The sequence below is a fragment of the Pseudomonas sp. DW-iso17 genome (assembly GCF_058725345.1).
Genome location: NZ_JBZXEA010000032.1, coordinates 348,991 through 373,651, shown reverse-complemented (window position 1 = coordinate 373,651; position 24,661 = coordinate 348,991). Strand labels below are relative to the sequence as shown.

At 61.8% G+C, this 24,661-nt stretch carries 21 protein-coding genes and 1 pseudogene; 10 read left to right on the top strand and 12 right to left on the bottom strand.

What is annotated here, in order from left to right; all coding sequences use genetic code 11:
- Positions 1-60 precede the first annotated feature (60 nt).
- The 3 genes and pseudogenes from AC4PS6_RS19810 to AC4PS6_RS19800 form a co-directional block, all read right to left on the bottom strand.
- The gene (locus AC4PS6_RS19810) at positions 61-1,392 is read right to left on the bottom strand and encodes an LLM class flavin-dependent oxidoreductase (RefSeq protein WP_032902618.1); all 1,332 of its coding nucleotides are present in this window, start codon (positions 1,390-1,392) and stop codon (positions 61-63) included.
- Between the two features lie 22 nt (positions 1,393-1,414).
- Entirely contained in the window at positions 1,415-2,371 is a 957-nt protein-coding gene (locus tag AC4PS6_RS19805) for an ABC transporter substrate-binding protein (RefSeq protein WP_492180934.1), read from the bottom strand.
- Positions 2,372-2,547: 176 nt separating this feature from the next.
- Positions 2,548-2,664, bottom strand: a pseudogene (locus tag AC4PS6_RS19800) (ATP-binding protein); the annotation flags it as partial.
- A gap of 142 nt (positions 2,665-2,806) precedes the next feature.
- Between AC4PS6_RS19800 and AC4PS6_RS19795 the strand changes: the two are divergent.
- Positions 2,807-3,676, top strand: a complete 870-nt coding sequence (locus AC4PS6_RS19795) for an isocitrate lyase/PEP mutase family protein (RefSeq protein WP_019820071.1) — start codon at positions 2,807-2,809, stop codon at positions 3,674-3,676.
- 4 nt (positions 3,677-3,680) lie between these two features.
- On the opposite strand, the gene AC4PS6_RS19790 is transcribed toward AC4PS6_RS19795, so the two are convergent.
- A complete protein-coding gene (locus AC4PS6_RS19790; protein WP_336826517.1) occupies positions 3,681-4,157 on the bottom strand; it encodes a winged helix-turn-helix transcriptional regulator in 477 nt (158 codons plus the stop codon).
- A gap of 107 nt (positions 4,158-4,264) precedes the next feature.
- On the opposite strand from AC4PS6_RS19790, the gene fabF reads away from it, so the two are divergent.
- The 3 genes from fabF to AC4PS6_RS19775 all read left to right on the top strand — a co-directional run bounded on the left by fabF (position 4,265) and on the right by AC4PS6_RS19775 (position 8,227).
- Positions 4,265-5,533 (top strand): beta-ketoacyl-ACP synthase II, encoded by a 1,269-nt coding sequence (fabF, locus tag AC4PS6_RS19785; protein ID WP_019820073.1) that lies wholly within the window; start codon positions 4,265-4,267, stop codon positions 5,531-5,533.
- A gap of 71 nt (positions 5,534-5,604) precedes the next feature.
- Complete coding sequence (locus AC4PS6_RS19780) at positions 5,605-5,985, top strand: RidA family protein (protein WP_014718423.1); 381 nt, start codon at positions 5,605-5,607, stop codon at positions 5,983-5,985.
- Positions 5,986-6,247: 262 nt separating this feature from the next.
- The gene (locus tag AC4PS6_RS19775) at positions 6,248-8,227 is read left to right on the top strand and encodes a peptidase U32 family protein (protein WP_019820074.1); all 1,980 of its coding nucleotides are present in this window, start codon (positions 6,248-6,250) and stop codon (positions 8,225-8,227) included.
- Between the two features lie 76 nt (positions 8,228-8,303).
- Here AC4PS6_RS19775 and AC4PS6_RS19770 read toward each other — a convergent pair whose 3' ends face one another.
- Positions 8,304-9,212 carry a DMT family transporter gene (locus tag AC4PS6_RS19770; RefSeq protein ID WP_032903427.1) on the bottom strand — a complete coding sequence of 303 codons (909 nt, stop codon included), beginning with the start codon at positions 9,210-9,212 and terminating at the stop codon, positions 8,304-8,306.
- 108 nt (positions 9,213-9,320) lie between these two features.
- On the opposite strand from AC4PS6_RS19770, the gene AC4PS6_RS19765 reads away from it, so the two are divergent.
- The 3 genes from AC4PS6_RS19765 (at position 9,321) to AC4PS6_RS19755 (ending at position 11,732) form a co-directional block, all read left to right on the top strand.
- Positions 9,321-9,764: an Lrp/AsnC family transcriptional regulator gene (locus AC4PS6_RS19765; RefSeq protein ID WP_014718420.1), complete on the top strand. Its 444-nt coding sequence runs from the start codon at positions 9,321-9,323 to the stop codon at positions 9,762-9,764.
- A gap of 218 nt (positions 9,765-9,982) precedes the next feature.
- Entirely contained in the window at positions 9,983-11,329 is a 1,347-nt protein-coding gene (locus AC4PS6_RS19760; RefSeq protein WP_019820078.1) for a cation:proton antiporter, read from the top strand.
- A 55-nt stretch (positions 11,330-11,384) separates the two neighbouring features.
- Positions 11,385-11,732: a helix-turn-helix domain-containing protein gene (locus AC4PS6_RS19755; protein WP_014718418.1), complete on the top strand. Its 348-nt coding sequence runs from the start codon at positions 11,385-11,387 to the stop codon at positions 11,730-11,732.
- Here the strand turns inward: AC4PS6_RS19755 and AC4PS6_RS19750 are convergent.
- The 3 genes from AC4PS6_RS19750 to AC4PS6_RS19740 form a co-directional block, all read right to left on the bottom strand.
- The gene (locus AC4PS6_RS19750) at positions 11,723-11,857 is read right to left on the bottom strand and encodes a hypothetical protein (RefSeq protein WP_492180932.1); all 135 of its coding nucleotides are present in this window, start codon (positions 11,855-11,857) and stop codon (positions 11,723-11,725) included. The genes AC4PS6_RS19755 and AC4PS6_RS19750 overlap by 10 nt on opposite strands.
- Before the next feature lie 11 nt (positions 11,858-11,868).
- Positions 11,869-12,081 carry a hypothetical protein gene (locus AC4PS6_RS19745; RefSeq protein ID WP_014718416.1) on the bottom strand — a complete coding sequence of 71 codons (213 nt, stop codon included), beginning with the start codon at positions 12,079-12,081 and terminating at the stop codon, positions 11,869-11,871.
- Between the two features lie 85 nt (positions 12,082-12,166).
- Positions 12,167-12,712, bottom strand: a complete 546-nt coding sequence (locus tag AC4PS6_RS19740; protein ID WP_014718415.1) for a hypothetical protein — start codon at positions 12,710-12,712, stop codon at positions 12,167-12,169.
- Positions 12,713-13,140: 428 nt separating this feature from the next.
- Here AC4PS6_RS19740 and AC4PS6_RS19735 point away from each other — a divergent pair, with 428 nt between their 5' ends.
- The gene (locus AC4PS6_RS19735) at positions 13,141-14,550 is read left to right on the top strand and encodes a circularly permuted type 2 ATP-grasp protein (protein WP_014718414.1); all 1,410 of its coding nucleotides are present in this window, start codon (positions 13,141-13,143) and stop codon (positions 14,548-14,550) included.
- Between the two features lie 2 nt (positions 14,551-14,552).
- The gene (locus tag AC4PS6_RS19730) at positions 14,553-15,503 is read left to right on the top strand and encodes an alpha-E domain-containing protein (protein WP_014718413.1); all 951 of its coding nucleotides are present in this window, start codon (positions 14,553-14,555) and stop codon (positions 15,501-15,503) included.
- 31 nt (positions 15,504-15,534) lie between these two features.
- On the opposite strand, the gene AC4PS6_RS19725 is transcribed toward AC4PS6_RS19730, so the two are convergent.
- Together AC4PS6_RS19725 and AC4PS6_RS19720 are read right to left on the bottom strand one after the other, a co-directional pair.
- Positions 15,535-17,796 carry an ATP-dependent DNA helicase gene (locus AC4PS6_RS19725; RefSeq protein WP_336826510.1) on the bottom strand — a complete coding sequence of 754 codons (2,262 nt, stop codon included), beginning with the start codon at positions 17,794-17,796 and terminating at the stop codon, positions 15,535-15,537.
- Entirely contained in the window at positions 17,793-19,439 is a 1,647-nt protein-coding gene (locus AC4PS6_RS19720) for a VRR-NUC domain-containing protein (protein WP_020301490.1), read from the bottom strand. Before AC4PS6_RS19720 ends, AC4PS6_RS19725 begins: the two co-directional genes overlap by 4 nt.
- Before the next feature lie 189 nt (positions 19,440-19,628).
- Between AC4PS6_RS19720 and AC4PS6_RS19715 the strand changes: the two genes are divergently transcribed.
- Complete coding sequence (locus AC4PS6_RS19715; protein ID WP_003191162.1) at positions 19,629-19,853, top strand: YgdI/YgdR family lipoprotein; 225 nt, start codon at positions 19,629-19,631, stop codon at positions 19,851-19,853.
- A gap of 121 nt (positions 19,854-19,974) precedes the next feature.
- On the opposite strand, the gene AC4PS6_RS19710 is transcribed toward AC4PS6_RS19715, so the two are convergent.
- Positions 19,975-21,399 carry a polyurethane esterase gene (locus AC4PS6_RS19710; protein WP_336826507.1) on the bottom strand — a complete coding sequence of 475 codons (1,425 nt, stop codon included), beginning with the start codon at positions 21,397-21,399 and terminating at the stop codon, positions 19,975-19,977.
- 128 nt (positions 21,400-21,527) lie between these two features.
- Entirely contained in the window at positions 21,528-24,635 is a 3,108-nt protein-coding gene (locus AC4PS6_RS19705) for an autotransporter outer membrane beta-barrel domain-containing protein (protein WP_019820082.1), read from the bottom strand.
- Positions 24,636-24,661: the final 26 nt, after the last annotated feature.

Genomic DNA, 24,661 nt, shown 5'->3' with positions numbered 1-24,661 from the left:
TCACTGGCGCCGGGGACTGAAGTGATAGTCCCACACCCGCAAAGTCATCGAAATCACCCCTTAGGGTGAGGGGGTGCGCGCAAACCTCGGAATCGCCAAGCCCAGGCTTTCACGCAAGGTCGAGCCCTCGTAGGCCGTGCGATAAACACCGCGCTCCTGCAGCAAAGGGATCACCTCCTGAGTAAAACGATCAAATTGCCCAGGGTGCCCGATGTAGATATTGAACCCGTCCACCGCCCGCGCCTGGAACCAATCCGCCAGTTTCTGCGCCACCGTGGCGGCGCTGCCCACGAACGCGCCTGGGCGCAATTGCCGGCCAAACTCGACGGCCTGGCGCAGGGTAAAGCCCTTTTCCCGGGCCTGGTCTGCGATGCGTTTGGCTGCGGTGAAAAAACTGCTGCGCGCGGCCTCCAGGCTCTCTTGCGGGAACGGCGCGTCCAGGTCGTATTGGCTGAAATCATGCCAACCAAAATTGCGCCCGAACTCCTTGAGCGCCAGCGCGAAACTGTGGTCGAGCTGATGATAGTGCTGCTCGATTTCCCGGGCATGGGCATCGGTGTCGCCCACGTAAATTTCCGCACCGGGCATGATCAGTACCTGTTCCGGATCGCGCCCCCGTTGTGCCGCCCTACCCTTGATATCCCGGTAAAACGCCTGGCCCTGCTCGATACTGGCTGCGTGGGTGAAGATCACATCGGCGGTGGCGGCGCCCAGGTCGCGGCCTTGTTCGGAGTCGCCAGCCTGGAATATCACCGGTTGGCCCTGGGGGGAGCGCTGGATATTCAGCGGGCCCACCACCGAAAAGTGTTCGCCCTGGTGGTTCAGGCTGTGCAGCTTGCTCGGGTCGAGAAACTGCCCAGTGGCACGGTTGCGCACAAACGCATCGTCTTCGTAAGAATTCCACAGCCCCTGTACCACCTGAACGTGTTCGGCGGCACGCCCATAGCGCGTGGCGTAGTCGTAGTGTTCGTCGCGGCTGTAATTGCCGGCGGTACCGGCATCGCCACTGGTCACCACGTTCCAGCCGGCGCGGCCTTTGCTGATCAGGTCCAGGGAGGCCAGGCGCCGGGCGACGTTATACGGCGAGTTATACGAGGTGGTCAGCGTACCGACCAGGCCGATATGCCGCGTGCTCACGGCCAGTGCCGACAGCAACGTCAGCGGCTCCAGGCGATTGAGGTAATGGGAGGGCGAGCCTTCGGTGATGAACTGGCTGTCGACGATGAACAGCAGGTCGAACAGCGCCGCCTCGGCCTGGCGCGCTATCTCGATGTACCAATCGACGTTGACGCTGGCATCGGCCGGCAATTGCGGGTCAAGCCACAGGTTATGGCGGCCCGGCCCACCGCAGCCCATGGTCAGGGCGCCCAGTTTGAGCTGTCTTTTAGTCATTGCGCAGTAGTCCTTCAAGCGGTCAGGGCTGGGTGGTGACGACGGCGGGTTGCAAGGCGGCCGCGAATGAAGGGTCAAACAACGTGGCGGCCGAGTAAGACTTGACCAGACCCAGGCCGGCAAAAAAGTCCACGGTCTTTTGCGCCTCGATGGGCGCCTGAGGCGTCAGCGGCTCGACGGTGGTGCGTGCGCGGGCAAACCAGACGCGGGCGATGTCGGCATCAGCGCGGGTGCGCTTGGCCCAGGCATCGGCATACGCGTTGGCGTTGGCCGGGTTCTGGCGCGCCCAGTCGCGGGCTTTTTTAAGGCGCTGGAGAAAGTCACTGATGGGTTCACGCTTGGCCTCCACAGCACTGGCGTTGGCGGCAATGAAACTCTGGGCCGGGATCAAGTCTTCAGCGGTTGCCAGCACCCGCGCACCTTGGCGTTCCTGTTGCGTGACGTAGGGTTCCCAGGTGGCGATCACGTCAACGGCACCGCCTTCCAGCGCATGGGAGGCATCCAGGGCGCTGAGGTAGCGCCATTGCAGCGAATCCCGCGCAACCCCGGCCTTGTCCAGTGCGGTCAGCAACAGTTGCTGGCTCCAGGAACCTTTCCAGATCGCAGCGCGCTTGCCTGCCAGATCGGCCAGGCTGTGGATCGACGAGTCTTTTTTTACCAGGATGGCTACGCCGTCGAGATTTTGCCGGCTGACGGCAATCACCTTGATCGGTGCACCCAAGGCGCCCAGGAACAACACCGGGGCATCCCCGAGCAGGCCCAGGTCCAGGCTGCCGACGTTGAGCGCTTCGGCCACTGGTGAGCCGGCCGTGAACTGTTTCCAGTCCAGCGTGTAGGGCAAGTCATCCAGCACCCCCGCCGCTTCCATCACGGCCTGGGCGTTGTAGCTCTGGTCGCCGACCACCAGGGTTTGCGCTTGCGCCGTCAGGCACAGAAATGAGGCGGCGAACCCGGCCGCCAGGATTTTGAGGTAACGCACGTTCGTCTCCAGATGCCTTGTGGGGCATGCAAGTCGATCCGCACGCACGGTCTCGGTTTAAAAGGTTATTGTTTATAGCTATGGGGTGTGAGGGCTATTTTTGCGGGCTGAAGGCGAGATGTAAAATACTGATTACGCATAACCTAATTCAATAAAAATGCGTATATCGCATCACGCTAGCGCGCAAATTCAATCCGGGCCACCAAGCCCGAACCACGCCGAAGGCGAAAGAACGGGTCGAATACACGCTCCAGGTCCGCTTCGGGAATCCCCGGCCCCTCGTCGCTGACCTCAGGCCGGCCCGGCATACAGCCCCGGCGCTCGTTAGCACGCCTGCTCAAACGTCATAATCACAGGGGCATCTGCGTGGTAATCTCCCGGCACCACGAATAGACATTGATCGTCACTTGACGATGACCAAAGCCAGGAAAGACCATGCCCAAGATTTCTCACTCAGCGCTACGCCGTAACTTCCGTGACCTGCTGGCAACGCCCCTGTGCGTTGAAACCGCCTCCGTATTCGACCCCATGTCTGCCCGCATCGCGGCCGACCTGGGGTTTGAAGTGGGAATCCTGGGCGGTTCAGTCGCCTCCCTGCAGGTGCTGGCGGCCCCCGATTTTGCGTTGATTACCCTGAGTGAGTTCGTCGAGCAAGCCACCCGCATCGGCCGTGTGGCCCAGTTGCCCTTCATCGCCGATGCCGACCATGGCTACGGCAACGCCCTGAACGTGATGCGCACCGTCGAAGAACTGGAACGCGCCGGCGTCGCGGCGCTGACCATCGAAGACACCCTCTTGCCCGCGCAATTCGGGCGTAAATCCACGGACCTGATTTCCGTCGAAGAAGGCATCGGCAAGGTCAAGGCCGCGCTGGAGGCACGTGTCGACCCGGCGCTGTCGATCATTGCGCGCACCAATGCCGGCGTGCTGCCCACCAGCGACGTGATTGCGCGGACCAAGGCCTACGAAAAGGCCGGTGCTGACGGCATCTGCATGGTCGGCGTCAAGGACTTCGACCACCTGGAGCAAATCGCGCAGAACCTCAGCGTTCCGCTGATGCTGGTGACCTACGGCAACCCGCAACTGCACGACAGCGAGCGCCTGGCCAGCCTGGGCGTGCGCATCGTGGTGGCCGGGCATGGCGCCTACTTCGCCGCGATCAAGGCCACTTACGACAGCCTGCGTGCCCAGCGTCAGCTGACCCACAGCACCTCGAACCTCAGTGCGACGGAGTTGACCCACACCTACACCTTGCCTGAGAGCTATGTGGCGTGGGCCGAAGAGTTCATGGATGTAAAAGAGTAATCAATCACTCACGGCTCAGCCGTTGGCGCATCCCTGCGCTGGCGGCCGGGCCGGGCTGTACCACGCACTGATCCATCGCCACCCACGCACCTTGCGCCGTCGCCATCATCGGCTGCACCGGCCGGCCCGTCTCGCGTTCCACCACCTCGACACTGATGCCATCCTCGGCGTAATGCCGATTGCCCCAGGCCACCAACGCCATCAGCACCATACGAAAGTCTTCGCCCCTGGCCGTCGGCACGTATTCGTAGCGTGGCGGCCGCTCGCTGTAGGCGCGGCGCTCCAGCATGCCCGCTTCTACCAAGCCATTAAGGCGCCGCGTCAGCATGTTGGGCGCGATGCCCAGGCTGCGCGAGAACTCGTCAAAACGGCGCAGGCCGTGCAAGGCGTCGCGCATGATCAGCATGCTCCACCACTCCCCTACCCGTTCAAGGCTACGGGCGATGGGGCATTCGGCACTGATGAGGGATTTGCGCTGCATAAGTATTCCTGTGTGCGAGTACAAACTTGTAGGACACCATGTTACTTTCATGATGATAGTGACGTCCATACGCTGTGTATCCTTCAAGCAACAGGAGTCGATTGAGCATGAGTAAACGTATCGTCGTGACGGGCATGGGCGCGCTGACGCCGCTGGGGTCGAGCGTGGAATCCACTTGGCAGCGCTTGCTGGACGGGCAGTCGGGCATCCGCTGTTTGCCGCAAGAGATGATCGGTGATCTGGCGGTCAGCATCGGCGGCCAGGTGCAAAGTGCGTTGCAAGACCCCGAAGCCGGTTTTGATCCTGATCGACTGTTGGCGGCCAAGGAACAGCGCAAGATGGACCGCTTTATCCTGTTCGCCCTGGCGGCGGCGGATGAAGCCCTGAAGCAGGCCAATTGGGCCCCCAAAACACCTGAGGAGCAGGCGCGCACAGCGACCATCATCGCCTCCGGTGTCGGTGGTTTCCCGGCCATTGCCGATGCGGTGCGCACCACTGACAGCAAGGGCCCGCGTCGTCTGTCGCCCTTCACCATTCCATCGTTTCTGAGCAACATGGCCGCCGGGCATGTGTCGATCAACTATGGCTTGAAAGGCCCGCTGGGTGCGCCAGTAACCGCGTGTGCAGCCGGGGTTCAGGCCATCGGCGACGCAGCGCGAATGATCCGCGCCGGGGAAGTCGACGTCGCGGTATGCGGCGGTGCCGAAGCGGCGATTCATCGCGTCAGCCTGGCCGGTTTCGCCGCAGCGCGAGCGTTGTCCAGCGATTTCAATGCCACCCCGCAGCGCGCTTCGCGCCCCTTCGATCAAGCGCGCGACGGCTTTGTGATGGGCGAAGGCGCCGGCATTCTGGTAATTGAAGAACTGGAGCATGCCCTGGCGCGGGGCGCGCAGCCGATTGCCGAACTGGTGGGCTATGGCACCAGTGCAGACGCCTATCACATGACCGCAGGGCCTGAAGACGGTGACGGTGCGCGCCGGGCAATGACTCAAGCGTTGCGCCAGGCGGGCATCGAGGCATCGCAGGTGCAGTACCTGAATGCCCACGCGACCTCCACGCCTGTGGGCGACAAAGGCGAGCTGGCGGCGATCAGGACGGTATTCGGTACCGGCGGCAGCCCGGCGATCAGCTCGACAAAATCCGCCACCGGCCACTTGCTCGGTGCTGCGGGGGGCATCGAAGCCGTCTTTACCGTGCTTGCCCTGCGTGACCAGATCGCGCCAATGACACTCAACCTGGAAAACCCGGACGCCCTCGCCGACGGCCTGGACATGGTGCGCGATGAGGCGCGTCCCATGCCGATTGAATATGCGCTGTCCAATGGCTTCGGCTTTGGCGGCGTGAACGCCAGCGTACTGTTCCGACGCTGGATATAAGCCGGGGTTTGCCCCTGGGCTGAATTTCACCGACCATGGCGCCTTTCTGTTCCTGCCAACACGAGGTGCCCATGGCCAACCACGACCTGTCCTATACCCCTGACCCGGACGCCGATTCCATCTCCTCCGACGTGATCGGCTTCAACGGCATCCTGGTCTCCACCCAGATTCCCACCCATGCCGATGGCAGCCTGGAGCTGGGCGATATCACCCTGCAAAGCGAGTGCACCCTGCAAGCGCTGAAAGTCGCGCTGGAAAAAGCCGGCAGCTCCATGGACCGGGTCATGCACCTGACCATCTACCTCACCGACATGGCCGACCGCGCGGCGTTCAACGAGGTCTACAAGCGCTTTTTCGCCAAGCCCTGGCCAGTGCGGGCAGCAGTGGGCGTTGCCGCCTTGGCGGTAGAAGGTATGCGGGTGGAAGTGACGGCGATGGCTGCCAAGGCTTGAATCTGTGACGCCGTTAGCGCCGATCTGATCGGAATGTCGAACGTGGTCAAAAAGGTGGGAGCTGGCTTGCCTGCGATAGCGGTGGTGAATGTTCAATCGCCATCGCAGGCAAGCCAGCTCCCACATTGGGGCTTCGTTGCGTTGAGTAATGCGTTCGCTTAACGGACTTGCATTAGGCCCGACAGCCCTGCGGTAGATGCCGCCCAGGCATTTCACAGCTACAATGCGTGCCTCAACCGTGACAAGCCTGACTAAAAAAACTATGTCCTTGCCCAAGCATCACCTGGAATTGCTCAGCCCTGCCCGCGATGTCGCCATTGCGCGCGAGGCTATCCTGCACGGCGCCGACGCCGTTTACATCGGCGGGCCGAGCTTTGGCGCCCGCCATAATGCGTGTAACGAGGTGAGCGATATCGCCCAACTGGTGGAATTCGCCCGCCGTTACCACGCCCGCGTCTTCACCACCATCAACACCATTTTGCATGACAACGAGCTGGAGCCCGCGCGCAAGCTGATCCATCAGCTCTACGATGCCGGTGTGGATGCGCTGATCGTGCAAGACCTGGGCGTGATGGAGCTGGATATTCCGCCGATCGAGTTGCACGCCAGCACCCAGACCGACATCCGCACCCTGGGCCGGGCCAGGTTTCTCGACCAGGCCGGTTTCTCGCAGTTGGTACTGGCCCGCGAGTTGAACCTGCAAGAGATCCGCGCCATTGCCGACGAGACCGATGCCGCCATCGAGTTCTTTATCCACGGCGCCCTGTGCGTGGCGTTCTCCGGGCAGTGCAATATCTCCCACGCGCAAAATGGCCGCAGCGCCAACCGTGGCGACTGCTCCCAGGCCTGCCGCCTGCCCTACACCCTGAAAGATGACCAAGGCCGCGTGGTGGCCTTTGAAAAGCACCTGCTGTCGATGAAAGACAACAATCAGAGCGCCAACCTGCGCGCCCTGGTCGAAGCGGGTGTGCGTTCGTTCAAGATCGAAGGCCGCTACAAGGACATGGGCTATGTGAAGAACATCACCGCCTACTACCGACAGCGCCTCGACGAGATCCTCGAAGACCGCCCGGACCTGGCCCGCGCTTCCAGCGGGCGTACCGCGCACTTCTTCCTGCCCGACCCGGAAAAAACCTTCCACCGGGGCAGCACCGATTACTTTGTCAGCGACCGCAAGATCGACATCGGCGCGTTTGACACCCCGACCTTTACCGGCCTGCCCGTGGGCACCGTGGAAAAAGCCGGCAAGCGCGACTTGCAGGTGGTCACCCATGAGCCGCTGTCCAACGGCGACGGCCTCAATGTGCTGATCAAGCGTGAAGTGGTGGGTTTTCGCGCCAACATCGCCGAGCCCAAGGGTGAGTTCGAGGAAGACGGTGAAAAGCGCTACCGCTACCGCGTCGAGCCCAACGAAATGCCGGCCGGCCTGCATCAACTGCGCCCCCATCACCCGCTCAATCGCAACCTGGACCACAACTGGCAACAGGCCCTGCTCAAGACCTCGGCCGAGCGCCGTATCGGCTTGTCATGGGTCGCACGCCTGCGTGAAGAGCAGCTGCAAATCACCGCGACCAGCGAAGAAGGCATCAGCGCCAGCGTCACCCTGCCTGGCCCGTTTGGCGTGGCCAACAAGCCGGAACAGGCGCTGGACACCCTGCGCGACCTGCTCGGCCAACTCGGCACCACCGAGTACCATGCCACCCGCATCGAACTGGATGCGCCGCAGGCGTTCTTCATTCCCAATTCGCAGCTCAAGGCCTTGCGCCGTGAAGTGATCGAAGCACTGACCGCCGCACGCGTCGCCGCGCATCCGCGGGGCGGGCGCAAGGCTGAAACCTCGCCGCCGCCGGTTTACCCTGAGGCGCACCTATCGTTCCTGGCCAACGTCTACAACCAGAAGGCCCGGGACTTCTACCATCGTCACGGCGTGAAGCTGATCGACGCAGCCTTCGAAGCCCACGAAGAAACCGGCGAAGTGCCGGTGATGATCACCAAGCACTGCCTGCGTTTCTCGTTCAACCTGTGCCCTAAACAGGCCAAGGGTGTGACCGGGGTAAAGACCAAGGTGGCGCCGATGCAATTGATCCACGGTGACGAAGTGCTGACCCTGAAGTTCGACTGCAAACCCTGCGAGATGCATGTGGTGGGCAAGATCAAGGGGCATATCCTCGGCCTGCCGCAGCCTGGCAGCGCGGTGGAGCATTTCAACCCGGAAAACCTCATCTATCAGGGCACGCACTAACCCTCATCTGTAGGAGCGAGCTTGCTCGCGAAAAGCTCGAGGACGCCGCGTTTCAACCCGATGCGCTGCGTCATCGTTAACCTTCTTCGCGAGCAAGCTCGCGCCTACCGAGGTTGCGGGGCCACCACCAGCCCCGCTGCAACCCTGCCGCTGCCAGCAGAATCGCCGCCACACCCAGCCATTGCAGCCACCCCAGGCGATGCCCGAACGCAATCCAATCCACAAAGATCGCCGCAATCGGGTAGATGAACGACAGTGCGCCGGTAATGGCCGTCGGCAGTTTCTGGATCGCGCCATACAGCAGTACATACATCAAACCCGTGTGCACCACCCCCAAGGTGACCAAGGCCGCCCACGTCGTGGTGGATGCCGGCAGGCCATTCCAGGGCACCAGCGGCGCCAGCAATAGCGCGCCAGTGGCCACCTGGATCAATGCCATCAAATGCGGCGGTACTTCCTTGAGGCGCTTGATGATCAACGCCGCGACCGCATACAAAAATGCCGCGCCCAGGGCCAGCGCGATGCCTACCAGGTAATCTCCTCCACCCGTTTGCTCGCCATGGGCGGTAACAATCGCCAACATGCCCAGGAACGCCACGCTCAACCACGCCAGTTTCTGCACGGTGATTTTTTCACCGAGAAACACCGCCGCCAGCATTACCAGAATAAACGGCTGCACGTTGTACACCGCGGTGCTGATCGCGATGGAGGCACGGGAGTAGGATTCGAACAGCAGCAACCAGTTGCCGACAATGGCCACACCGCTGAGCACGGCCAGCCCCAGTTTTGCCCAACTGAGCAGGTCCAGGCGCAGGTAACCCAGCCAGGCGCACACCAGCACCAGCGTCAGCGCACCGATCACGCAGCGCCAGAACACCACCTCGATCACCGACACGCCAGACACCAGCACAAACCAGCCAATGCTGCCCGAGATCAGCATGGCGGCGACCATTTCCCACGACCCGCGACGGATGGATGAATCCATGATTGAGGCTCCTCAAGTGAGGCTCCAGTATGGCAATCTGTCGGCGACGTCTACAGCGACTAAAAAAGGCAAAAGCCCGAAATCACCTTTTCTTATTAGGCACAGACCATGATCGACACCATCGACCAGCAATTGATCGCCGCTTTGATGGACGACTCGCGGTTGTCCCTCAAGGCCCTGGCAGGCATCACCGGGCTGTCGTCACCCAGCGTCAGCGAACGTCTGCGGCGCCTGGAAGAACGCGGCGTGCTGACCCACTACACCGTCGACATCGACCCCAAACACTTCGGTTACCTGCTGCAAGCCATCGTGCGCATCCGCCCCCTGCCCGGCAAACTGCAGGAAGTGGAGCGCCAGATCCAGGCGATCCCTGAGTTCACCGAATGCGACAAGGTCACCGGCGAGGACTGCTTTATCGCACGCCTGCATGTGCGCACCATGGATCAGTTGGACAGCCTGCTGGACCGGATCAATGGGTATGCCGAAACCAATACTGCGATTGTGAAGAAAACCCCGGTGAAACGGCGCTTGCCGCCGCTGGGGGCTCGCTGAGGTGTCATGCCAAGGGAGTGTCATGACCAAACACAGTCAAATGTGGGAGCGGGCTTGCTCGCGAATACAGGGTGTCAGACACCGACTCTGTTGACGGGTATACCGCATTCGCGGGCAAGCCCGCTCCCACAGAATGCCACTTCAACCCGGTGATTGTTTGAACCCGCACTTGGCCACCGCCCTCCAACCTGAATGAACCACGGCCGGGTGCACGCACTATGACTTTCATTCTATGGTTGGCCGTATTGGGCGCGGTGCTGCTCACCCTCGCCCTCACGTCCTCCTACCTGCGCTGGATGCCGGTCACCACTTCGGCGGTGTGCCTGTTGCTCGGCATCGCCATCGGCCCCCTCGGTGTGGACCTGCTGCACCTGGACATCAAGGGGTCGGCGCGCTGGATGGAGCACCTGACCGAAGTGGCAGTGCTGTTTTCGCTGTTTGTCAGCGGCCTTAAATTGCGCCTGCCGCTCAAGCATCGCACCTGGCGCATCGCCTTCGGCCTGGCCGGCCCGGTCATGCTGTTGACCATCCTCGGCACCGGGCTGTTGCTGCATTACCTGCTTGATCTGTCGTGGGGGGTGTCTTTGTTGGTGGGCGCGATCCTGGCGCCGACCGATCCGGTGCTGGCGGGCCTGGTTCAGGTCAACAATGCCCAGGACTACGACGCGCTGCGCTTCGGTCTGTCCGGCGAAGCGGGGCTGAACGATGGCAGCGCCTTTCCGTTTGTGATCTTCGGCTTGCTGTTCATGCAACACGGCGGCTTCGATGGCGACTGGGTCGGCGGTTGGGTGCTGAAAAACCTGGTATGGGCGGTGCCGGTCGGGCTATTGATCGGCTACTGGATGGGCCGAGGTATCGGCCGGGTGACGTTGCGCCTGCGCCTGATCAATGCCGACAGCACCCTCTCGCCCAATGATTACCTGACACTGGCATTGATCGCCCTTGCCTATGTGACCGCCGAAGCCGTGGGCGGCTATGGCTTCCTGTCGGTATTCGCGGCGGGCCTGGGGTTGCGTCAGGCCGAGGTGAAGTCCACCGGCAACGCCCAGACACCCGCCGAGCACCTGGCGCAACCGGTGGTGGGCCACCTCGAAATCGAGCCCGAGCAAGCCTTGCACGGCGACGTCAGCCAGTTGAAGGACACCCAGATCGCGGCAGGCGTGATGATGGGTGACATGCTGGCCTTCGGCAGTCTGGTGGAGCGGGCCATGGAGGTGTTCCTGGTGACCGTCTTGGGCATCGTGCTGGTCAGCCACTGGGAGTGGGCCGCGTTGGCGGTGGCGCCGTTACTGTTCTGTGTGATTCGCCCCGCCAGTGTATTCGCCATGCCTTGGGGCCGCCTGCTGGACCATCGCCAACGCAGCCTGGTCAGTTGGTTCGGCATCCGTGGGATCGGCAGCATTTACTACCTGTTCTATGCGCTCAACCACGGTCTGGTGGGCACCAGCAGTGCGGTGGCGGTCAACCTGACGTTGTCGGTCATCGCATTGAGCATCCTGGCCCATGGCCTGACTACCCAGCCCATGCTGGCATGGTATGAGCGTCAGGCTGCGCAAAAAAATTGAATCCTGCACCACGCCGGGGTTTCAAACAGCCAAGACCCACACTGCGAGTCAGCTAATGAAAAAGATCGCCCAACGATTGCTTGAGGAACGCCAACGCCTGGGATATTCGCAGCAATACCTGGCGCAGGCAGGCGGCGTGACCACACGCGAGCAACGTCAATATGAACTGGGCGAAGACCTGCCCCATGCCAACTACCTGGCAGCTCTGGCCGAGCATGGGGTGGATGTGGTGTATGTGATCACTGGCAAGCGCAGCACGGTGGTCAATATCAGCCGCGATCAGGCGCAGACGCTGATCGATAACCGCGTGGTGGGCCAGGAGGTGTCGCTGGACGGCGGGGCCGAGGAAGACGTCTACTTCAAGCTCAGCAATCCCTCGGGCCCGCCGCCGGATCAGTCCTGATTTTCAGTGTTGCCAACGTCCGCCGCTTCATCCAGGTCGTTCAGCGGCAGCTCGGCATGGTCCATCAACGAACCCGGGTCTTCGTTGCCGGGGTCGTTGAGTTCATCGTCCAGTTCTTTTGACATGTGCGTCTCCTCTAACCGCCTTGGGTATCGATATCGGCATCGGTTTCAGGCTTGTGCTCGCGCTCGGGCTTGAAGTCTGGACTGTAGTCGTTTTCCTTGGCCTTTGGGTCGCTCGCAGGCGTTGGATCCTTGGGCGCATCGGCGGCAGTGCCAGGGGCCGGCTCGCCGCCGTCGATGGCGGGGTCGTTGCGATTGTGGGTCTGGGGATCTTTAGGCTGGGGCATGAGGCACCTCTTTGCAGGCCGGTGAAAAATCTGAACCGCATAGAGCTAAGGCGTCACGGCCACGGCTGAAGTTCCATCCGCGTGGTCAGCGCAGTGGATTGTCCACCTGGATATAGAACGCATAGATGCCCAACACCAGCCAGAACACCATGAACAACCACGGCGCACGCATGGAAAACAACAACGACTTGCGATAGCCCTTGTGGCTCGACTCCACTTCGGAAAACAGGGGCGACTCATCGTAGGCCATGCCCATCACTGGCTCGCTGCGCAGCAATTCGCTTTGCTTGTAGTGCCAGTGGTCGATGATTTCATACGCCGCACGGATACCGGGCCAGGCATTCAGCGAACTGAGAATACCCAGCGAAACCAGGAAGATCGGCACCACCAGCGTGAACAGCTTGCCCCATTCCGGGTTGAGGTTGCCCATGCCGGAGACAAAGGCAATCACCAGGAAGGATTGCGCGGTCAGGTAGGCGTCGGTGCGGTTGGCCAGGATGCTGGTTTCGTACTGGATCTCGCGCCGGTAAAAGTCGAGGCGGTCCTTGGGCGAGCCGAATATCTTTGCGTTGTGTTCGCTGTGGTCGTTCAGGGCCGCTTCCGGAGTGTGGGGGGAGATGATTCTGGACACGACGGTGCTCCACAAGGTGACGAAACTCCTTAGAAGAATCGGGGCTCGATGAAGTTCAAGTGGGTTGGCGCACCAATCTGAAACACGCCGCGCCCCATTGTGGTGAGCCCCCTCCTGTGGCGAGCGAGCTTGCTCGCGCTGGAGTGCGCAGCGCTCCCGCTTTTATTGGGGCCGCTGCGCAGCCCGGCGCGAGCAAGCTCGCTCGCCACAGGTTATTGATGCCTAGTTCGCATTCCGGCACAGGCATTGCTTTATCCATTCACCATCCCGAAAACAGGAGCATGCGTTACCCCCCGACCCAGAGCCGCCCCCATAAGAAAGTAAGGACCAGGTCTGTTGGCACCTTCAGCCACGGGCTCATAAAAACATGCGTTTTTTTAAGCGGCAGTGCCACCCAAAGCCACACTGGGCACTGACAAGGTACTGGAATGGCTCGATCTTTCTTTGATGAAATGAATGACGCAAACGGCGTTTGCCGTGCGCATTATCAGGACTTCTCTCGCTGGCTGGCCCACACGCCGCCGGAACTGCTGGCCCAGCGTCGCCGTGAAGCGGATTTGCTATTCCATCGCGCCGGGATCACCTTCACCCTGTATGGCGACGAGCAAGACACCGAACGCCTGATCCCCTTCGACATCATTCCCCGCAGCATCCCCGCCAGTGAGTGGAGCCTCATCGAACGCGGCTGTATCCAACGGGTCAACGCGCTGAACCTGTTTTTGGCCGACATCTACCACGACCAGCGCATTATCAAGGCTGGGATCATTCCCGCCGATCAGGTCCTGGGCAATGAGGGCTATCAGAAAGCCATGGTCGGTCTCGACCTGCACCGCGGCATCTATTCGCACATCTCGGGCGTCGACCTGGTGCGCGACGGCGACGGTACCTACTACGTGCTGGAAGACAACCTGCGCACCCCCAGCGGCGTGAGCTACATGCTCGAAGACCGCAAGATGATGATGCGCCTGTTCCCGGAAGTGTTCGCCAAGCAGCGCATTGCCCCGGTGGACCACTACCCCAACCTCTTGCTCAAGACCCTCAAGAGCGCCAGCCGCCTCGATAACCCGAATGTGGTGGTGTTGACCCCTGGGCGCTTCAACAGCGCTTTCTTCGAACACGCCTTCCTTGCCCGGGAAATGGGCGTGGAACTGGTGGAAGGCGCCGACCTGTTCGTGCAGGACCTCAAGGTGTTCATGCGCACCACCGACGGCCCCAAGGCCGTGGACGTGATCTACCGACGCATCGACGACGCTTTCCTCGACCCCCAGGCGTTCAATCCCGAGTCGATGCTCGGCGTGCCGGGGCTGGTGGCGGCTTACTGCGCCGGCAATGTGGTGCTGGCCAATGCCATCGGCACCGGAGTGGCTGACGACAAGTCGATCTACCCCTACGTACCCGCGATGATCCGCTTCTACCTGGACGAGGAACCGGTCCTGCAGAACGTGCCGACCTTCCAATGCCGCAAGCCCGATGAGCTGTCCCATGTGCTGGCCAACCTCGAGCAGTTGGTGGTCAAGGAAACCCAGGGCTCCGGCGGCTACGGCATGCTGGTGGGCCCGGCGTCGACGGCCGCCGAGATCGAAGACTTCCGCCAGCGCATCAAGGCCCGCCCCCATGCCTATATCGCCCAACCCACCTTGAGCCTGTCCACCTGCCCGACCTTTGTCGAAAACGGCATCGCGCCCCGGCACATCGACTTGCGACCCTTCGTGCTCTCGGGCAAGGAAACCCGCCTGGTGCCCGGTGGCTTGACCCGCGTGGCGCTGAAGGAAGGCTCGCTGGTCGTCAACTCGTCGCAAGGCGGTGGAACCAAGGACACCTGGGTGGTGGAGGGCTGAGTATGCTGAGTAGAACAGCTGCAGATCTGTATTGGATGTCGCGTTACCTGGAGCGCGCCGAGAACCTGGCACGCATGCTGGAAGTCAGTTATTCGTTGTCCTTGATGCCCCAGGCCGGGCGCAGCGATGGCCTGGATGAACTGGCGATGTCGTTGCTCAGCAGCGGCACCCTGGACAGCTACCTGGAGCGGCACCAGACCCTGGATGCCGAACGCATGTTGCACTTCTTTGCGCTCGACGCGCAAAACCCCGCGAGCATCTACAACTGCCTGCGTGCCGCCCGAGGCAATGCCCATGCGGTACGCGGGCGCATCACCGCCGACATGTGGGAAAACCTCAACGCCACCTGGCTGGAAATGCGCAGCATCGCCGCCGGTGGCCTGGCACGGCATGGCATCAGCCACTTCTGTGATTGGGTCAAGCAACGCTCGCACCTGTTTCGGGGCGCAACCTCGGGCACCATCATGCGCAATGACGCGTACCGCTTCATTCGCCTGGGCACCTTTGTCGAACGTGCTGACAACACCTTGCGCCTGCTGGATGCGCGCTATGAGATGTTCGGCGAGGAGTCGGAAGAAGTCAGCGACGTATCGGCACGCGGTTATTACCAGTGGAGCGCCCTGCTGCGCGCGTTGTCGTCGTTCGAGGCCTATACCGAGCTGTATCCGAATGCCTTGAATGCACGCTCGGTGTCAGAGTTGCTGCTGTTGCGCAGCGATGTGCCGCGTTCGCTGCATGCCTGCATCGAGGAGTTGAGCCATATCCTGGCCGACCTGCCCGGCAGTTATGGGCGCACGGCGCAACGCCTGGCGGCGGAGTTCGAGGCGCGGCTGCGGTACACGGGGATTGATGAGATTCTGGAAGATGGGCTGCACACTCGGCTGACAGAATTCATCGACACCGTGCGTGAGTTGGCCCGGGAGATACAGAGCTCCTACCTGGAAGTGGTGTAGCCCAAACCTGTAGGAGCGAGCTTGCTCGCTCCTACAGGGGCTTGATCGCCCACCAACGCGGCAACAACTGCTGCACCCGCGATTCGCCAAAGCGGTCATCGATCAGCATCACCACCCCGCGATCCTGCTGGCTGCGGATCACCCTCCCCGCCGCCTGCACAACTTTCTGAATACCGGGATACAGGTAGGTGTAGTCATACCCCGCGCCGAAAACAGCGCCCATACGTGCCTTGATCTGCTCATTCACCGGGTTGAGCTGCGGTAAACCCAGGGTGGCGATAAACGCACCGATCAGGCGCGCTCCGGGCAGGTCGATACCTTCGCCAAACGCACCGCCCAGCACCGCAAAGCCAATGCCCTGGCTGTGGTGGGTGAACTGCTCCAAAAAGGCTTGGCGCTCGGCCTCGGCCATGCCCCGCGCCTGCAACCACAACGCAATCTGCGGGTGCCGTTCGGCCATTAACTGGGCCACCTGTTGCAGGTAATCGAAGCTTGAGAAAAACGCCAGGTAGTTACCCGGTTGCGCAGCGAATTGCCGCGCGAGCAGTTCCACGATAGGTTCCAGCGACGCCTGGCGATGCACAAACCGCGTAGAGATGCGGTCAACGATGCTGACCTGCAATTGCTCGGCCTTGAACGGTGATGCCACATCAACCCAGGCGGTATCCGCCGGCAGGCCCAGCAAGTCCGCGTAATAATGGCGCGGGCTCAAGGTCGCGGAAAACAGCACACTGCTGCGCGCGGCGGTCAGCCTGGGCCGGATGAACTCGGCCGGCACCACGTTGCGCAGGCACAGGGTCGAGCTGCTGCGCTTGCCGCTGAACGAGCGCTTGGTGATATCGAAGATAAAGTGCTCATTGAACAGCTCGGCCACTTTGGCCCATTGCAGCGCGTCGAAGTAGAAGGCTTGCAGGTCACCGCTGAGGGCTTCGGGGTGGTCGTTGAAGTAGTCGCCCATGGCGCTGGTGCACAGGCTCAGGGCCTGGAGCAGTTTGTCAGGTTTGGCGGCGTACGCCTGATACGGTGCGAGTTGGTCCTTGTGCAAGGCATTCCACTCACGGTTCAAGCGCTGCAAGGGTTTGTTCAGGGGCTCGGGCGCGTTATCGCGCAAGATCTTGAGGCTGTACTGGTCCAGGCTGGCGCTGTACATCGAGCGCGCGCGTTCGACCAGGTTGTGCGCCTCGTCCACCAGCACCGCGACACGCCACTGGTTGAGCTGGGCCAGGCCGAACAGCATGGCGCCAAAGTCGAAGTAATAGTTGTAGTCGGCGACGATCAGGTCGCTCCAGCGCGCCATTTCCTGGCTCAGGTAGTACGGGCATACCTGATGGGCCAGCGCCACGTTGCGCAGGCTTTGTTGATCGAGCAGGCGCACCTTGGACGCGGCCTGGCGGGCGGCAGGCAGGCGGTCATAAAAGCCCTTGGCCAATGGGCAGGAATCGCCGTGGCAGGCTTTGTCCAAGTGTTCGCACGCCTTGTCCCGGGCCACCAGTTCAAGCACACGCAGTGACAGCTCGGGGCTGCTGTCGTACAGCACCTGGGCGGCATCCAGCGCCAGCTTGCGCCCGGGCGTCTTGGCGGTGAGGAAGAACAGCTTGTCCAGTTGCTGCGGCGCCAGGGCCTTGAGCAGCGGGAAGATGGTGCCGATGGTCTTGCCAATACCCGTGGGCGCCTGGGCCATCAGGCACCGGCCCGTAGTCACCGCTTTGTAGACCGACTCGGCCAAGTCGCGCTGCCCGGTACGGAAGTCGACATGGGGAAACGCCAGGCTCTGCGCGCCAGCGTTGCGTGCCGCACGGTGCTGCATCTCCTGCCGGGCCCAGTCCAGGAACAGCGCGCATTGCTGATTGAAGAACTGCTCAAGGTCGGGTGCATCGAACCGCTGGTTCAGCACGGTTTCGCCTTCGCCGACGATGTCGAAGTACACCAGCGCCAGGTCGATATGATCGAGCCCGAGTTTCTGGCACATCAGCCAGCCATACACCTTGACCTGGGCCCAGTGCAGTTGCCGATGGTTGGCGGGCTGGGCAGCGAGGTCGCCACGGTAGGTTTTGACTTCTTCCAGGCGGTTGGCGTCCGGGTCGTAGCCGTCCGCCCTGCCCCGCACCTTGAGCTGCTGGTAATCGCCCTCCAGGGTGACCTCGTGCTGATAGTGCGCGCTGCGCCGGGATGCCACCGTGCGATGGCCGACGATGCCTTCCTGGGCGCTGGGCGACGGCGTAAAACGCAGGTCGAGGTCGCCGACCTTGGCCGTGAACTCACACAGCGCCCGCACGGCCACGCTGTAACTCAAGCGGGTTGCTCCGCCCAACGCACGTAGCAGACGGTGACCGGCATCTGGTACTCGCCGCAGAACGCCAGCCAACGCAACTGGTTGTCTTGCAGGCGGTCGCCGGGCCCCTTGACCTCGATCATGCGATAGGTGTTTTGCGCCGGCCAGAACTGGATGAGGTCCGGCATCCCGGCCCGGTTGGCACGGATATCCTGCAACAGGCGCGTGAACCAATGGCGCAAATGCTCGGCGGGCAGGCAGTCCAGGGCTTGCTCCAGCAGGTCTTCGCTCAGCAGGTTCCAGAACACAAAGGGCGACTGGATGCCCCATTTATCCACGTAGCGTTGGCGGATGCTTGCCTTGTAGCGACCGTCCTCCAGTTGCGCAAAGCACGCGGCAAACAAAGCTTCTCGGCGTTGATAAAAGTCCTCGCTATGCAGGTCCGCCGGCCCGCGCTGGAACGGGTGGAAGAACGCCCCCGGCAGCGGCGCAAAAATCGCCTCCCAGCACAGCAAGCCAAACAGCGAATTGATCAGGCCATTCTCGACGTAATGCACCGGTGCATCCGGTTCGCTCAAGTGCGCCAGCACGCAGGATTCCACCGACAGCAGCGGTTCCTGCACCAGCGAAAGGTCCAGGCGTGCCACCGCTTGGGGCTTGGCCCTGGGCAGCGCCGGCCCGCCGAGTTTGCGCCGCAGGCGCGGCACTACGCGAAGCAGGTGTTGGTGTTCCGCTGCGCTGTGTGGGGCCTGTTGCGCCTCGGTCGCCAGGGCCATGGCTTGGGCGTAATCCTCCTGACGTTCCAGTACGCGGATCAGCCGCGCCCGCGCGCCGGGATGAGTGCAATTGCGGTAGATCTGTTCGGCCAGTGCCAGCTCGGCGCACCGTTCGCAATACTGGCCGATCTGGAACAGCAGCTTGGCACGACGCTTTTCCAGCCACGGGTTGTCGGTACACAACGTGGCGACCTGCGCCAACACCGTATCCAGTGCCTCACCGGCTTCAAAGGCTTGCTGGCACTGGTGCAGGAATAAAAACCCATGCACGTCGTCACGGCTGCGTAAACCACGAGACTCGGCGCAGAACTCGACTTTTTCATAGGTATAGATGCCCAGATCTGCCAACACGAATTCCGACCAGTCCTGGTGCAGGTTGCCGAAGAACATCAGGCGCAGGCGATCACACAACTCCATCACTGTCAGGCTATACAGCACATCGCCCACGTCGGGACACCACTGGGCAAAGCTGCGCGGTTCGGTAAATTGCGCCGCCAAGGGTTCAAGCCAGTCGGCCTTGTTGCCCTTGGGTTGGTCGATCCAGGGCCTGAAGGCGCCGAGCAATTCACTTTTTTGCAGCAGGGCGAACAGGGTGGCAAACGGCAGCGGGCTTTGATCCTCCACCCACCCCAACTCACGCAGTGGCCCCGCCGCCGCATGAGGGCAACCGATTTCCAGGTAATGGAGCTTGGTGGCGCGAAAATGCACGCCCTTGCGCATCACCATCCGCACCAACAACGCCTGGGACGCCAGAGGCAACCTGTCAAATTGCTGAATGAAATGCTGTTCGTGCGCATCGAGCAAATCGGCATAGCGCTGCCCCAACCAAACCAGCACTTGGCGGAAGTTATGCAGGTAATACAAGGGATCTTCGAGGGGGTTGGCCATGGCGCAGAGCAATCAAATACTGGTTATGCATACAGAGTGCCGGGGCAAAGCGGTTGTTGCAATCAGTGATAGATAAATGGCGCCTGCAACTTTTTGCAAAAAAACAATCTGATGAGGGGGTTGATCAAGTAATATTTATGGCCGCGCAGCCAGACGCTGCGGGACTTTTCAGGGTTAAAGGTAAGGGTTATGAACATGAAGAATTTGGGTCTGCCACTGGTTGCACTCACTTTTCTGGTATTGGCCGGTTGCTCCACGCAAACCGTGGTGACCTTGCAGAACGGCACGCAGTATTTGACCAAGGACACGCCCAACGCCAAGACCGCCGACGGCTTCTACGAGTTCACCGATATTGCCGGCAAGCGTATTCGTATCAAGGCCGATGATGTGGCCACGGTGCGTAAGGAAAAGTGATCTTCTAGCAACACCCCATCAAATGTGGGAGCTGGCTTGCCTGCGATAGCGATTTGTCAGTCACCGCATGGCTGTCTCGACCGCCGCCATCGCAGGCAAGCAAGCTCCCACACCGAATACGTTAGCTGATGACTATCCCCTCCCCCGACAGACTGCTCACACCCACCAGCGTCACCGAATCCGTACCAAAGCTAATGACGGTATCCGCGCCCACCACCTTGACGTGATCGCGGTAATCGGTGCTGCCCGCCACGTCGTTGAACACCAGCTTGTCCGTCGTCTGGTAGCCAATCACCCGGTCATTGCCAAACTGCCCGCTAAACAAAAACGTGTTATGCCCGCTGCTGTCACGGATGGTGTCATTGCCCTTGCCACCTTCGATAAAGTCCGCGCCCCTGCCGCCTTTGATCAAGTCGTCGCCGTCACTGCCAATGATGAAGGTATTGCCCTTGTGCGCCTCGGCATTGCGGTTGAGGTCTTGCACCCAGGTGGTGGCCCGTGCCGGATCGGACAGGTTGGCGACGATCACCGTCGAGTCGCGGGTCATCTGTTCGTAGAAGCCCGAGTCGAGGATGCGGGTCATGCCGTCGCCGTAACCGGTGGGCAAGTGCGAGACCCAGGTGGGCAGGTTGAGGATGGAAAATGGCAGCAGGTTCCACAGGGATGAAGCGTAGTGGTCGTTGAAGCTGACGATGTTGTCGGTGCTCGACTCGTGGGGCTTGTCGTGCACGCCCAGGGACGACAGGTTGAATGACGAGCCATCCAGAGCGCGGAACACCGGGTCGTTTTCATAGCCGACGTTAAGCACCTTGTCGCCGGCGCTCTGGGTCGGCGACGCGTAGGCCACGTAGTTGGAGTCCTTATAGAACCCCGACCAGCTGTTGTCGCTCAAGTCGGCCATGCTGTTGACCGCGAGGCCCCCAAGGCTGTGGCCGCTGACCACCACGTCATTGCCGCCCAGGCCCTGGGCACTGGCGTAGTCCGCCACGTTTTTGAGCAAGCCGCCGAAGGCTTCCCCCGCGTAGTTCTTGGCATAATCCTTAGGCCCGAAGGCGGCGAGCAGGTCGCTGATCACATCGCCGATGGAGTCGGTGATCACGCTTTCCCGAGGCCCCGAAGTGCCGCGAAAACTGATGCCGATTTCCTGCAGCTTGCCCGCATCATCGTACTTGCCCAGCACCTCGGCCTGCGCCGTGCCGTAGCCGAATTTTTCGCCAAAGAAGGTGCCGCGTTCATCAACCTTGCCGCTGTAGCCCAGGGTACTGGCGCTGATAGGCTTCCAGCCGGCTGCTTGCACCGCCTCCAGGGCGGCTTTTTCCGAGTCGGGGTTCCAGGGGATGCCGGGGATGACCCCTTGGGCATTGCTGCCGCCAATCAGCGCGCTGACCAGGGTGGCAGGCAAGCCCAGCCCGAGGCCGTTGTTCTGGTAACCGACGGCAAAGCCGTTATCCAGGTTGTGGTAGGAATACAGCGTGATCGCCATGGCATCGGCGAACAACGCCTTGGAGTCCTCGGTACCGAGGTTTTTATAGTCAAAGATACCCATTGGTAGTGCCTCTCTGTTGTTGGATTTGTAGAGAAAGCCAAAACACCTGTTATCCGTTACCACCTGTAGGAGCGAGCTTGTGTGGCGAGGGAGCTTGCTCCCTCGCCACAACCCACTGCATCTGGCCTTTAGAACGCCCAGTCCAGGCTCAAGCCGACGCCGTGCACCTTCTCCTTGCTGGCCAGCAAGCCGTTGTAATCGAAGTTCACCCGCGCATCCTTGCTCAATGCCAGGCTGACCCGTGCTCCGACCAACGCGGCATCGCGCACCATTGGCGCACTTTCCACCGTGAACGACGGGCCGCCCGAGGCAAACGCCAGGTGCTGCTCCGAATCGGTGCTGCTCAGGTTGTGCTGCCAGCCCAGGGTGCCGGAGACTTCCAGTTGCTGATGGTCGTTGATATTGAAGGTCTTCAAGGCACGCATACCCAGGGTGCTGAGCACCAGGTCACGGCTGTCGTCGCCACTTCTCAGCGCGGCGGCGTCGCCCTTCTCTTTGAAGCTGTCAGTGTCCAGGTGCACGTAGGCCAGATTGGCGAACGGCTCCAGGGCCAGCGGTTGCAGGTTGATACGGTACGCCGCCTCCGTGAATACCTGGGTGCTGTGGGCATCGACCTTGGCTTTTTGCTTGCCGCTGACGTCGCCGTATTGCAGGTCGCGTTTGACATCGGCGCGGTGCCAGCTGTAGGTCGCGCCGCCACTCAGGCGCCAGGCGCCGATTTCATGCCCGGCATAGGCGCCGAAATGATAGCTGTCGACCGAGGCGCGGCTGTGGGTGCCGCTGCCCATGTTCAGCGACGTGTCGCTGTAGCCGGCCACCAGGCCGATGCGTGTGGCCTCATCGAGGGCGCCGTCCACACCGGCGAGCATGCCGCCGATAGAGGTGGTGTAGCCCGCCGTGTCGTTGCGGCTGTCGGTCTTGCCCCATGCACCCAGTGCCTTGACCCACACGTTGCCACGGCTGTCGATGGCTTGGCTGGTAGCGCCCATCTCGCCATTGCGCAGGCGTTCGCCCACCGCTTCGCGTACGTAGCGGCTGTCATTGACCAGGGCGGTTTCCAGCGCCGGGTATACCTCCCCGCTCAGTTGCTGGAACGCGCCTTGAGCCGAAGCGGCCGTGGGTGCCAGCAGCAAGCTTTCATACACGCCATTGCCTGCGCCCAATTGCTCGGCGGCGGCGGCCACGGCGCGCTGGTTCGGCGTAGCCGCCACGCTGGCGAAGCTGTTAGTGCGTGCCACATCCAGCTGCACACCGTTGGCGGCGTAGTTCAAGGTGCCGCCGACAAACAGGTAATTGGGCACCACTGCCGCGAAGCTACCGGTGACGCCGCCTGCCGCTTGCAGGATGTTGTACTGACGGCCGATCAGGCTTTGGGCCTGGGTGGCGCTCAGCAAGGTCGGGCTGTTTTCCAGGGCAAGAGTCACGGTGCCGCCGTTGAGGGTGGCCGTGCCGCCGGCGACGATGCGATCGCTGCTGGTGGGCGACAGTTCTACCGCGTAGGTCGAACCCGGTTCAAAGTTGACGTTGCCCGCCACGTTCAAGGTGCCGATGGAATTGCCCGGCGCCACGGTGCCGCCGCTTTTCGCGCTCAGCGAACCGATACGCCCCGAACCACCGACCACACCGCTCTGGCTGACGGTAACGTCGGAGGTGACCGAACCGTTGATTGCCAGCAAGCCCTGGTTGACCAGCGTCGGCCCGCTGTAAGTATTGGCGCCGGTGAGCACCAAGGTACCGATGCCTTGCTTGGTCAGGCCGCCATGGCCCGAGATGTCGTTGCTCCACACATCCCGCCCGCAGTGCAGGTCATCGCACACACGCTGGGTGGGTTTGCCGGCATCCACCACCGCGCCGACACCCGGCAGGTCCGCGACGAACTGGCCGCTGCCGTAGGCGCCGTCGATACGGAACTCGGCCGGGATATCCTCAGCGGTGATAAACATCCCGGGGCCGTTGACCGCCTTGCCCAGGTTGATCATGCCCCAGCCATACAGCGAATCGATGCCCGGCGCGCCGAGGTCGGTGGCGGTGGTCTTGAGCACGGTGGAGATCTGGTCGCCGCTCATGTATTGGAAGCGCTCCATCAGCACCGCTGCGGCGCCTGCCACGTGAGGTGCGGCCATGGAGGTGCCATTTTTGTTGGCCCAGTCGGTGGTGAGGTTGCTCAGGTCGGTACCGTTGATGATCGAACTGTAGATCTTGGTGCCGGGTGCCGACACGCAAAAGCTCGCCGCATAGCCACAACGCGAGGAGAAAGTACTGATCACATACGGATCGGGGCTTGCCGTATTCGGGTTCTGCTGGAGGGCCGCGACGGACAGCCAGTTAGGCGCGATCTCTGGCACAAAATACGCAAGGCCGGAAATCGCATCCGGGTTGTTGAGGTTGTAGTCATTGCCTGCAGCAAAGATGGTCAGCACACCGCTGCGGGCCGCGTCGATGGCGCCTTGGTACGCGCCACCTGCTAGGGTGCCAAGGATCGGCCTGATGGTATTGAACTGCGCCTGGGCTTCGTTGACGGTGAAATTGGGGAACGCCGGATCGCGGCCGCCCTTGGCGTACTGATCACCGATGCCGATGCCCCAGCTGTTGTTGATGATACGCGCGCCACTGGCGACCAGCCCATCCCAGCCGGCCTTGTACACGGCGCCGTCGTTGCCGAGGATGATCCCGTCTTCCGGGCCCGGGTCACCGTTTTCGGCGGTGAGGATTTGTGCGTTGAACGCCACGCCGTGCATCGGCCCGCCATCGCGGTTACCGGCCGCAATGCCGCCGACATGGGTGCCGTGGTTACCCAGCTTGCCGTTGGAGTCCTTGGACGGCGTGCCGTCGTAGCGGAACGCGTCGCCGGCCTTCACTGGGATATACGGGTCGGTGTATTGGCGAATGCCCTCGGTGACAATCGTCACCACCTTGTCGGGGCTGGCAAACTCCGGGTGCTGGGCGTACACCGGCTGGTCGAAGATCCCCAGCTTGACGCCCTTGCCGGTATAGCCAGCCGCATAGGCGGTGTCGGCGTGCACGGCGCCCAGGCCCCAGTCGGCCTTGAACTCATTGCTGCGCCAGCTGGCGGCGTCGCCCAGTTTGCCGGTTTCCACATAGGGTGCAGCCTGGGCGGTCCCCAGGCTTGCCAGGCAACACAGCAACGCGCCGTATGGCACGCAGCTCAGCGCCTTGAGCGGATAGCCCGGGCCTGTGTGGATGGCGGTAGTTAACCCTGACTTGCTTTTTTTCACGGTGACCTTCCTTAGTTTTCTTATTG